Genomic DNA, 10,008 nt, shown 5'->3' on the forward strand with positions numbered 1-10,008 from the left:
TACGGTTGTCTGCATCACACGGGGTGAACTATGTTTCCACATACCGCCCTCGCCACTCTAGCCTCAGAGCGAAGAGGGTAGGACACACCTACCCTAAAGTGAGATGATAGAAGCTCACCATCTTTTGATCCGAAGGGGCAACTTTGTCTGAGAGTCAGTCTGAATTTGTTCGCACACCGCCGCACGACGACACCGCAGAACAGTCAGTTCTGGGAGGCATGATGCTGTCCAAGGACGCTATTGCCGACGTTGTTGAGGTCATCGGTGGCGGCGCAGACTTCTACAAGCCTGCCCACGAGATGATTTACGAAGCGATTATCAACCTTTACGGGCACGGCGAACCGGCAGACGCGATTACCGTAGCCGATGAGCTCACCAAGCGCGGCGAACTCAACAGGGTAGGTGGGGCAGCCTACCTGCACAGCCTTATTGCCAGTGTGCCCACAGCGGCTAACGCCGGTTTCTACGCCGAAATTGTGGCAGAACGGGCTATGCTCCGCCGCCTGGTCGAGGCGGGGACAAAGATTGTTCAACTGGGCTACTCCGGCGATGGTGAAGCGGAAGACCTGGTGAACGCTGCCCAGGCCGAAATCTATGGTGTATCGGCTAATAACACCAGGGAAGACTACGTCCCGCTGTCCGAAGCCATGAACAGCACCGTTGAAGAAATCGAAGCTAACGGTTCACGTGCTGGCGGTATCCACGGTGTTCCCACCGGCTTCATCGAGTTTGATGAACTTACTGCTGGTTTGCAACCTGGTCAAATGGTTGTGGTGGCGGCCCGCCCTGCTATGGGTAAAGCTCTCGCGCTTGACACCCCGATTCCCACCCCGGAAGGTTGGACTACCATGGGTGATATTCGGGTCGGTGATCTTGTTCTCGGTGCAGACGGCCGCCCCACCAAGGTCATCAATGCAACCGAAGTTATGACCGGCCGTCCCTGCTATACCGTGACCTTTGACGACGGAACCCGCATTATTGCCGATGCTGAGCACCAGTGGCTTACCCACACACGGGCTTCTCGTCGCGCTCGCATCAAGGTAGGGGCAGGGGGACCTGCGGTAGATGAGCCGCAGCTGGCAGGTGCTAAGGTACGCACTACCGCTGAGATTCATGAGACGGTGCGCTGCGCTACCGCTGATAACCGCGCTAACCATTGCATTTCCAATGCCAGTGCACTTCAGCTGCCCGACGCTGATCTTCCTATTGCCCCATACACTCTTGGGGTATGGCTGGGTGACGGCGCCGCCGCTTCTGCTCGCATCACCACAGCAGATGATGAGGTTCTCCAGGGAATTGAAGCTGATGGGTACGACATCCGCCAGGTTCAGGGCCTTACCTATTCAGTTCATCTCCCACAAGAAAACCGGGAGTTTACGAAACACTGCCAGGTCTGTGGGAAGGAATTCACCCACACTGACCGAAACGTCACCACATGCTCCCGTACCTGCGGGGGTAAGCGTAAAAATCTCATTGCTACTCCACAGTCTCGTGCGACCTGCATTGACTGTGGGAGGCCGTGTACTGCCGGTTTGCGATGCTTGAGCTGCCACCGTTCTCGGGCGAGTGTGCAGGGGCGTTTGCGTACTCTGGGTGTTTTGAATAATAAGCACATTCCTATGTCGTACCTTCGCGCATCGGAGTTGCAGCGCAGGGCTCTCCTGGCGGGCCTTTTGGACAGCGATGGGACAGTGACCAACGCGGGATGTGTTCAGTTTGTTGTCACCAACAGACAGCTTGCTCTTGATGTGCAGGAACTCGTCCATTCTTTGGGCTACCGCACCGGCCTGCGGACCAAGAAAGTGGCTGCTCGTACCCCAGAAAGTTCAACCGCGTACAAGCTGACCTTCTCTACCTCAGATACCGTTTTTGGCTTGTCCCGCAAGAACCAGATGCACCGCGAACGGGATGCCCGTCCTACGGCTAAGCGTACTTCGCGTTACATTGTGTCTGTTGAGCCTGTTGAATCTGTTCCGGTGCGTTGCATTGAGGTTGATAACAGCGACCACCTTTTCCTGGCATCATCTGCTTTTGTGCCGACACATAACTCTACGTTCGCTTTGGATATAGCTCGTTCGGCGGCTATTAAGCACAAGATGACCACGGTTTTCTTCTCCCTAGAAATGGGGCGTAACGAAATTGCCATGAAGATCCTGTCGGCTGAGGCCGGTATCAACCTGTCAGACCTGCGTAAGGGCCGACTGGACGATGACCAGTGGGCCAAGATTGCAACGGCTATGGGCAAGATGGACTCCGCGCCGCTCTTCATTGATGATTCACCGAACATGACCCTTATGGAGATCCGCGCTAAGGCCCGCCGTCTCAAGCAGAAGAACGACCTCAAACTGATTGTTCTGGACTACCTCCAGCTCATGAGTTCCGGTAAGAAAGTGGAATCTCGCCAGCAAGAGGTTTCAGAGTTCTCGCGTGCCCTCAAGCTGATGGCTAAGGAGCTTGAAGTTCCCCTGATTGCCCTATCGCAGCTTAACCGTGGTTCTGAGCAGCGCCCCGACAAGAAGCCCCAGGTCTCTGACCTTCGTGAGTCGGGTTGTTTGACGGCAGATACTCGCATCCTACGGTCAGATACAGGTGCCGAGGTAACCATGGCTGAGCTTTTCGCGCAGGGAGCTCGGGATATCCCTGTCTGGTCTTTGGGTGACGATATGCGCTTTGTGGAGCGTCACCTCACCCACGTTTTCTCAACCGGGGTGAAGCCTGTATACCGTCTAACTCTTGCATCCGGTAAGACTCTCCGCGCTACTGCCAACCACCCCTTCTTCACCTACACCGGCTGGAAGGGGCTGGGAGAACTATCCGTAGGTGACCGGCTCGGCGTACCCCGGCACGTTAACGGCCCGTCTGTTCGTACCCGGTGGACCGATGAGCAGGTTATTCTGCTAGCTCACATGATTGGTGATGGTTCAGCGCTTGCCCACCAGCCTATCCGCTACGCCTCTATCGATCCGGAAAACCTTGATGCGGTGGCTGAGTCAGCCCGTAAGCAGTTCGGAATTACCGGTGTTCGTGATACTCACCCGGCGGCTCGCTGTACTTCTTTGCGTCTACCGTCACCGGAGAAACTGACCCACGGTAAAGGCAATCCCTTGGCTGCGTGGCTCGATGAACTGGGGCTCTTTGATAAGCGTTCTTGGGAGAAATTTATCCCGGAGCAGGTCTTTGCTCTGCCCAAACGTCAGATTGCTCTGTTTATCAAGCATCTTTGGGCTACTGATGGCTCGGTAACTCTCAATAAGAATGGCCGGGCGGGCCGTATCTACTACGGTTCGACCTCTCGTGCTCTTGTGGATCAGCTATCGCTTCTTCTTCTGCGGTTTGGCATTAGCTCGCGGGTTCGCGCTAGCACTATCAAGGGCGAATATCGCCAGGGGTACAGCCTGGACATTTCTGGGCGTGATGAACAGCTGAGGTTTTTACGTGAAATCTCTTCCTACGGGGAGCGGGCTAAGAACTGTGCCTTGCTGCTTGCTGCTCTGACCGATGGGGGATCCTCTTCCAATACGAATGGTGATACAGCACCCGTCCAGGTTTGGGATGATGTGAGAAAGATTCTGTCGGAGGAAGGCATGAGCCACCGTGAGTTCCAGGCCGCTATGGGCTCACAGTACTGCGGCTCCTCCTATGACAAGAGTGCGCCGTCTGTCTCGCGCCTGGAGAAGGTTGCTACGGTCCTTGATGCCGCAGATTTAGAGATGCTGGCGGTTAATGACCTGTTCTGGGATACCGTGACCGGGATTGAATACGACGGCGAAGAAGAGGTCTTTGACGCTACTGTCCTGGGGAATCACAACTTTGTTGCTAACGGCATTACCGTTCACAACTCGATTGAGCAGGACGCGGATATGGTCATTCTGCTTCACCGTGAGGACTACTACGATAAGGAGTCCACTCGTGCTGGCGAAGCCGACGTCATTGTGGCTAAGCACCGTAACGGCCCCACTAAGACCATTGCGGTTGCCTTCCAGGGCCACTATTCGCGCTTTGCCAACATGGTGCACGATTCCTACACCGGTACTGAAACCTTTTAGGGGCTAGACTAACTGCATCCCATACATAAGGTAGCCGGCGGCTGGTGGCTAGAGATAGAATCCCTGGTCAACTTCAGTCTCCAGACGGCTTGACCGATCCGGTATTGGGTGAGGCGATCATGGGGCAAAATCAGGGAGGGGAAGCAATGCATCGGTCTAGAACGGTGCTCTTATCGGTTTCTTTACTACTGATTGAGCTGATCGCTGGGATTCAGATTTATGTTCTCTCGCTTGTGACTCCCGAAATTGGTGCAGAGCTTAAAGCTCAACAATATTTTGGCCTGATTACGACCACATCATTGGCTGCCTCATTTGTGACTATTCCACTTGCACCGCTGGCGCTTGGGCGCTGGAAGGCGTCATCCTTACTTCTTGCCGGCACCTGGGTTACCGTAATTGGTGGGGTTACTAGCGCCCTTGCCCCCAATATCTGGGTTTTTGCTACTGGGCGTATCTTTTCAGGTCTAGCTGCTGGCTTGTTAGGGGCAGTGTCGCTGGCCGCTATCGTAAGGCATCTTGAAGCGCGGTGGCGCCAGATGGTGCTGGCTGGTTACTCTGCCATGTGGGTAATTTCTTCTCTTGTTGGCCCCCTGTATGCTGCCTTGATATCCGAGCTTCTCAGTTGGCGTTGGGCCCTTGTTCTTTACCTGCCGCTGCTTCTGCTGGCGCGAACGCTGGTTGCTGTGAGCCTCCGTGAACATTCTCAAGTTGTGGAGCACAGGGGCGAGTCTGCGGGGAGAACGCTCCTTCTTTCCCTTGCCCTCTTTACCTCTGTCCTTACTATTTCGCTCTCTAATGGATCCCAGCACAGTATCTGGTTGGCTCTTCCCTGCGGTGTTGCTGGTGCCTTATTTTTTGCACGTCTCTTGCTACCAGCGGGTGTTTTTTCTGCCAGAAGGGGCCGTCCTTCCGCTGTTCTCCTCAAGTTCTTGCTGACAGGTATCTACTTGGGTGCAGATTCCATTATTGCTGTGGCCATATCGGAGCGGTTTGATGATTCGGTTTCTCTGATCTCTGCTACTTTGATGTCCTCAGGGCTGGCATGGGCTGTTGTAGGCATGTTCACCGGCGCTAAACCTGCAACTGGTAGGTATTTTATCTGGCGGGGGAGTCTCGGTATTGCCTGTCTTTCAGCCGGCTTGATTGGTATTGGCTACCTTTTAGTGGTTCTCCCAACCGGAGCGGCTCTCATGCTGACCTGCTGTTCTGGTATGACAGGCCTAGGCATAGGGCTTATCTATCTGGATGTCATGAATGCTTTATTTGAGAAGCCTCCCCGTGCTGATGGTCTTAAGGACGCTGAGCTTGCCACTGCCTCTGTACTGAGTGAGTCAATTGCATCGACTGTCTGCGCTGCTGTGCTGGCATCTGTAGTGTCAAAGCTTGTTATATCCGGGGCTGAGGCTGAAATAGGTTGGTTGTTTATTGCCTTAGGCGCAGTTGCCCCCCTACTACTGGTTCCGCTTAGAAGGACTGTTGACCTCAGGTAGTTATAGGAAAGTGGGTGTAGGTTTTGGGGCGACCGGTCTTTTGAGCGAAAGCCAGCTGTACGGTAGCACCAGAAGATTCGCAAGGGGCATCTTTAGCTCTGGGTCACCGGCCAGTTGTGCTTGGTGCGAGTTCACTCCAAAACTGAGAAGATGTTAGAGAATGTATGTGACTTACTTCGGAACCAATACTCTTATTCTTGTGGCGGGCTGCCTAGGCTGAAGCTTTCGTTGAGTAGGGCATAAGAGTCTTGGGCAGTGGTGATTGTTGTGCCTGGATCTATTGCATAAAGACATAACCATCTCACTTACCGTTAGGCCAGCTAGACGAAAAGGAGGAGTCCTCTCTTGTTGGAACCACCGCAGGGCTGGGGTCCCGCCTTACATGAGTATCTGGGGATTGAGCTTTGGCGTATTCCTATCGTGATGTTATCCGCAGTGGGTATCTACTTAACCTTTTTGGTGCTTGTCCGCATCTTTGGGGTGCGGGTTCTTAATGGTTGGAACGGCTTTGATGCGGTCATCATCATTATGTTTGGTGCTGTTGCTGGTCGTGTCATCATTGGTCACCCTCCCACTCTTGCTTCGGGCATGGTGGGCCTTGGAACGCTCATGCTCTTAGAGATTATCTTTGGGGCAGTGCAGTCGGTGACCGGTATCCGCCACCTCAACCATAAGCCACGCGTCATCATGGCCCACGGTAAGTTTGTGGTGCGCAACCTCAAGCGCTCGCATTTGGCGCCGGCAGAGATTTATGCAGCCCTGCGTAAAGCTGGTATTTCTCAGTTTGATCAGGTTCAGTGCGTCATTTTAGAGGTGACCGGTCACCTCAGTATCGTACGTGAAGGTGAGGATATTGACCCTAAGCTGCTACGCGGTGTTATCGGCGCTGAAAAGGTTCTCACCGGTAGAGCTGGCTCTACCACAGAGTGAGTGGGCTGGAATCAAGAGTAGAGTCTGCTCCACTGTTTAGTGCTGTCTGTTCATCAAGAATAGAAGTATGACAAACATTTCTCATACTCAGCGCAAGGAACCATCCGTCAGGAGCCTGTGGCGGCGTATGGCTAGCCCTTTTTACGTGTTTTCCGCAGGCCCTTGGCTTGCTTTGGCTACTCTGCTGGCTCAGAGCGTTATCTCTGGTGTGGTCTTTACTCTCACTGCTTCCCTGATTGGGATTGTGCTTCTACCTTTTGCAGCTATTGGGTTTGGTCTCTATGAGCGGTGGCGTTTGAAGGTCAGCGGATACGGCCAGATTCGAGACGGCCATGTGAGCTATCCCGGTGAGAACTTCTTTGACGGTTTACTTTTCCGCCTAAAAGAGGTAGCGACCTGGCGTGAGGTTGGCTCGCTTGCCCTGACCACTGTGTGGGGCCTCATTGCTGGGTGGTTCTTCCTCTTTGTAGAGCTTGGTTTCCTTGCAGTGTGCGTTAGCCTGACCTACTACACAGGTATCGGCAACCGTTTGTATATTGACTGGGGCCAGATTTTTGGTCTGTACTCTGAACAGGATTTCCAGCGTTTACAGGCAACTAACGGAGGAGAACAACTGAGTGGGCCATTTACTGAGATAGCTCCTGAGCTATGGTGGGTTTTCCCCATTGCTATGGTTATCGGTCTTGTCATTTTTGCTTACCTGAACGGTCTTTTAGCGGCGGCCGGTGCCAGCCTCTCCAAACTGATTCTTTCCCCTCGCCCCGAGGAGCAACAAAAACAGCTTGCCCAGCTTGCAGCTTCCCGCACCAAGATCGTTGACGCTTTTGAAAGTGAGCGCCGCCGGATTGAACGGAACCTACACGATGGTGTTCAGCAGGAGCTGGTGAATCTTAACCTGCGTCTGGGTCTGGCGGAGATGGAGGCTAAGGGCCTTGCCGATAGCATCCAGGACGAGCGGGCTAGCAGGCTGTTTGAGCACGTCATCGAAGCCCGAGCTCAGCTTGCCCACGCTCAGAACACCTTGCGCGATACGGTGCGGGGAATCTACCCACCGGTGCTTGAGGACTACGGGTTGAAAGCGGCCCTGGAAGAGCTGGCCCACCACACCCTCATTCCGGTTCACCTGACCTACGACGCTCCGGAGCGTCTACCCCAGCAGATTGAGCGGGCCGCCTACTACACGGTGACCGAGGCTGTCACGAACACTCTCAAGTACGCACAGGCACAGCGTATCTCGATAACGGTTGCGGTGGTTGAGAACCTGCTTGTGCTCAGTCTAGAAGATGACGGCATAGGAGGAGCTAACCTGGATGGTGGCACCGGCCTGGCTGGTCTGGTAGAACGGGCAGCGGCTCTGGGCGGACATGCTCAGCTTGATTCGCCGCAGGGTGGGCCTACCCGGCTGACGGTCAGTTTGCCGCTGGCCTAGGGTCCTGATTGAGCAAAGAACCGGTGGGTAGATTATTTACCTGCCGGTTCTTGGGCAGTAGAAAGTAGCCGGGGTCTGTACCCTGGGAATGAGACACCGTTGAAAGGCCGCTCATGCGTATTATCCTTGCCGAAGATTCTGCTCTGCTCCGTCAGGGGCTGGCGATGGTTCTGGGCGCTATGGGTCATACCGTTATTGCAGAGGTTGAGGACGCTCCGTCTTTGCTGGCCGCCGTCCATGCGGCACAGACCGGTGAGGAGGGGGTCGATATCGTGATTACCGACGTGCGTATGCCCCCTACCCACACGTCCGATGGGTTGAAAGCTGCCTTAGAACTTCGTGAGGCTTACCCTGGTTTGCCAATTGTGGTGTTATCGCAGTACATCACGACAGCCTATGCGCGGGAACTTTTTGCGCGTTCGGCGGCTGGGCTTGGTTATGTTCTCAAAGATCGGGTGGGTGATATTGAGGAGTTCGCTCAGACGCTCACCACCGTGACCAACGGGGGCACCGTCATTGATCCCGATGTGGTGCAACACCTTTTGGGTGCGGGAACTCCACCGGTATCACCAGAAAGCGGCGGGGTGCTGGCAGCTTCTGCATCTGTGCCTGCCAGGACTGATGGGAAGCTGGCTCGCCTGTCCCCCAGGGAGTTAGAGATTCTGAGGCTCATGGCTCGGGGTTACTCCAACGCAGAGATTGAGCAGGACCTTTATATTTCGGCAGCTACCGTTGCTAAGCATGTGGGTAACATTTTTGACAAGCTTGACCTTCCCGCTGATACCGGTAATCGGCGGGTCCGGGCCGTCCTCGCTTTCTTAGACATTTAGGCCTTAATCATCGCTTCTGCCAGTATCTCTAGGCCCCGGTGGGCTTGCTCGGTGCTGGGGGAGAGGTTAGAGATCATAATTTCATCGGCCTGGACCATATTGGCAAAGCGGGTGAGGTAGTCCTTGATGTCGGGTGCTGTGCCAAGTGCGGTGTAGCGGAGCATATCCAGAATCTGCTGGCCCTGGCTTGATTCTACGAGCAGGTCGAGTTCTTCATCGGTCATATCGCGGTCATCGAGGCGCATCATTGATTTGACGCGCTGGCGGTGGGCGATAACCTGCTGGGCTTTGGCTTCTTGCATACTGTCCGCTGCAATGACGTTAGCTGCGGCAATAACGTAGGGCTCCTGGAGCTGCTCTGAGGGAGCGAAGCGATCGCGGTAGACCTTGATGGCCTGTTCAAGCTGGGTGGGTGCAAAGTGTGAGGCAAAGGCGTAGGGCAGACCTAAAGAGCCCGCTAGAGAGGCACCGAAGAGTGAGGACCCCAGGATGTAGAGGGGAACATTGGTACCTGCGCCAGGGGTTGCATGTACTTCTGGGACCAGTGTCTTACCGGTGAGGTAGCCCTGGAGTTCTTGGACATCCTGGGGGAACCGTTCGGCATCTCGTGGGTCGCGGCCTAGCGCACGGAGGGTGCGCATATCGGTTCCGGGTGCGCGTCCCAGACCCAGGTCTATGCGGTCGGGGTACATTTCTGCCAGCGTGCCGAACTGTTCGGCAACGGTGAGCGGGGAGTGGTTGGGGAGCATTACCCCGCCCGCGCCCAGCCTAATTTTCTGGGTGTGGGCGCCAACATGGGCAATAAGAACTGCGGGAGCAGATGAAGCGATGCGCTTCATATTGTGGTGTTCTGCGTACCAGATGCGGTCGTAGCCTAGTTTTTCTGCCTGCTGGGCTAGGGCCACAGACCTTTTGAAGCTATTTGAGGGGCCTTCCCCAGGGAAGATGAGCGCGAAGTCAAGTAATGAGAGTGCTGGCATTGGTTTTCCTTGCTCAGGGTGATGCTCTTGTCTAGGTCCTACAACGTGCGGAGGTTTGCTTGTATTCCCTACCGTGCCGATAGTGGGAGTTGAATATCCAGGTAATGAGTAAAGCTGAGGGCCGTTGGGGGGCAAAACGGGGAGAGCGGTAGGAAATTTTGGTGGACTAGGTCATAGATATATACCATAGACCTGCCTCACAGATAGCTTTTGACTAGGTGAAACATCATTGCAGAGAGAGGCTGGGGGTGGGGAAAAGCCCCTTTTTGGCCCCTTTGAGCCCGTCCTCTCCTCTTTTTCGAT

At 54.7% G+C, this 10,008-nt stretch carries 6 protein-coding genes; 5 read left to right on the forward strand and 1 reads right to left on the reverse strand.

Translation table 11 applies throughout. The features are described from left to right. Positions 1 to 143: 143 nt before the first annotated feature. The 5 genes from ACN082_RS10170 (at position 144) to ACN082_RS10190 (ending at position 8,725) form a co-directional block, all read left to right on the forward strand. A complete protein-coding gene (locus ACN082_RS10170) occupies positions 144 to 4,046 on the forward strand; it encodes a replicative DNA helicase (RefSeq protein ID WP_419100744.1) in 3,903 nt (1,300 codons plus the stop codon). A 146-nt stretch (positions 4,047 to 4,192) separates the two neighbouring features. Beyond that, complete coding sequence (locus ACN082_RS10175; RefSeq protein WP_419100745.1) at positions 4,193 to 5,536, forward strand: MFS transporter; 1,344 nt, start codon at positions 4,193 to 4,195, stop codon at positions 5,534 to 5,536. Positions 5,537 to 5,881: 345 nt separating this feature from the next. Continuing rightward, the gene (locus ACN082_RS10180; RefSeq protein ID WP_419100746.1) at positions 5,882 to 6,466 is read left to right on the forward strand and encodes a DUF421 domain-containing protein; all 585 of its coding nucleotides are present in this window, start codon (positions 5,882 to 5,884) and stop codon (positions 6,464 to 6,466) included. Between the two features lie 67 nt (positions 6,467 to 6,533). Beyond that, positions 6,534 to 7,895, forward strand: a complete 1,362-nt coding sequence (locus tag ACN082_RS10185; RefSeq protein WP_419100747.1) for a histidine kinase — start codon at positions 6,534 to 6,536, stop codon at positions 7,893 to 7,895. Between the two features lie 113 nt (positions 7,896 to 8,008). Beyond that, on the forward strand, positions 8,009 to 8,725 hold the full coding sequence (locus tag ACN082_RS10190) for a response regulator transcription factor (protein ID WP_419100748.1): 717 nt from the start codon (positions 8,009 to 8,011) through the stop codon (positions 8,723 to 8,725). Here ACN082_RS10190 and ACN082_RS10195 read toward each other — a convergent pair. Then, positions 8,722 to 9,705, reverse strand: coding sequence for an LLM class flavin-dependent oxidoreductase (locus ACN082_RS10195; RefSeq protein ID WP_419100749.1), 984 nt, complete (start codon positions 9,703 to 9,705; stop codon positions 8,722 to 8,724). The genes ACN082_RS10190 and ACN082_RS10195 overlap by 4 nt on opposite strands. Between the last annotated feature and the right edge of the window lie 303 nt (positions 9,706 to 10,008).

This window comes from Rothia sp. CCM 9417, assembly GCF_048513575.1.
In the GTDB taxonomy this organism is placed as follows: Bacteria; Actinomycetota; Actinomycetes; order Actinomycetales; family Micrococcaceae; genus Rothia.

Coding starts and splice junctions, on each gene's coding strand:
- ACN082_RS10175 (WP_419100745.1), top strand. CDS start 4,193: ATGCATCGGTCTAGAACGGTGCTCTTATCGGTTTCTTTACTACTGATT.
- ACN082_RS10185 (WP_419100747.1), top strand. CDS start 6,534: ATGACAAACATTTCTCATACTCAGCGCAAGGAACCATCCGTCAGGAGC.
- ACN082_RS10190 (WP_419100748.1), top strand. CDS start 8,009: ATGCGTATTATCCTTGCCGAAGATTCTGCTCTGCTCCGTCAGGGGCTG.
- ACN082_RS10195 (WP_419100749.1), bottom strand. CDS start 9,705: ATGCCAGCACTCTCATTACTTGACTTCGCGCTCATCTTCCCTGGGGAA.